The following is a 1,207-nucleotide window of genomic DNA, read 5'->3' as shown; positions in this document are numbered from 1 at the left end:
GAGCGCGTCGCGCCGCGCAATCCGATGAGCGTGCTGCAGCTCACCGATGGGCGCCAGTATCAGTGCCGCATCATTGACCTTTCGCTTTCGGGCGCGGCGATCGAAATCGACGTCAAACCGGCGATCGGCGTGCAGGTCATGCTGGGCACGATGCGCGGCCAGGTGGTGCGTCACTTCGAGGACGGCGTTGCCATCGAATTCGCCGTCATTCAGCGGCCGGAAACGCTGGATTCGGAATTCAACGCGCCGCGATCCTGACGCGAACGCACCCGGGTACAACCGAACCGGCCGCACGCGGCCGGTTTTTTGTTGCCTCGAAGAGACATCGTCCGCAACCACTCGCCGAGCCGTCGCCGATCGCCTGCGCGCGCCAACCAAATCCCAACGATCTCAAACCGAGATAGTTCAAATTTTATATTTATTCTACGGGCGTTTTACTCAATATCTACTTCGCGTTTTTGCGTCAAATAAATCCCAACGTGGCACAGTCTCTCTCAAACGGGGAGACTGCCATAATGAAAATGACGAGGGGCAAGCTGTTGCTCTTGGCAATGGCGATGCAGCTTTCCGCCTGGGGAACGGCAAGCGCGGGACCGGTGCTCATGCATACGGGCGGCCGCACCACCCAGCCGGTCGGCCACTATGAATTCTGCCAGCGCGTACCGGTCGAATGCAACGAAAGGACGCCGAAAGGGCCTCCGGTCGAACTGACCCGCAAACTGTGGGCGACGATCGTCAGCATCAACAATTCGGTGAACGCCCGGGTCAAGCCGCGAACCGATATGGAAATCTACGGGGTCGAGGAATACTGGGCCTATCCCGACAACGGCTATGGCGACTGCGAGGATTATGGGCTGGAGAAGCGCCGCGAGCTGATGGCGGCGGGCGTCCCCGCCGGCGACCTCTTGATGACGGTCGTTCGCCAGCCGAACGGCGACGGCCATGCGGTGCTGACGGTGCGCACCAGTCTCGGCGAGTTCATCCTCGACAATCTCGAGCCGAAAGTGCTCGCCTGGAACGACACGGTTTACACCTACCTCAAACGTCAATCGGCCGAGAATTCGGGCGTTTGGGTTTCGATCAACGACGGCCGCGAGGACGCCGTCGCCAGCGTCCGCTAGGACGCCGATGCATGTCGCCCAAAAGTGCGCAGCGGTTTTGGGGCAACGACATGCACAAAGAGATTAAGCACGCCGCATTCATGCGG

Annotated in this window: 2 protein-coding genes; both read left to right on the top strand. The window is 60.4% G+C overall.

Annotated elements, in window-relative coordinates; translation table 11 throughout:
- The coding region (locus tag EOA38_RS37220; protein ID WP_145966321.1) for a PilZ domain-containing protein at positions 1-258 on the top strand (258 nt) is incomplete at its 5' end.
- A gap of 257 nt (positions 259-515) precedes the next feature.
- Positions 516-1,121 carry a transglutaminase-like cysteine peptidase gene (locus EOA38_RS37215; protein WP_127301550.1) on the top strand — a complete coding sequence of 202 codons (606 nt, stop codon included), beginning with the start codon at positions 516-518 and terminating at the stop codon, positions 1,119-1,121.
- The last annotated feature ends 86 nt before the right edge of the window (positions 1,122-1,207 follow it).

The organism is Mesorhizobium sp. M1E.F.Ca.ET.041.01.1.1 (genome assembly GCF_003997355.1).
Taxonomy (GTDB): Bacteria; Pseudomonadota; Alphaproteobacteria; order Rhizobiales; family Rhizobiaceae; genus Mesorhizobium.
The sequence above is the reverse complement of the archived record's forward strand: the minus strand, read 5'-3'. Positions and strand labels throughout refer to the sequence as shown.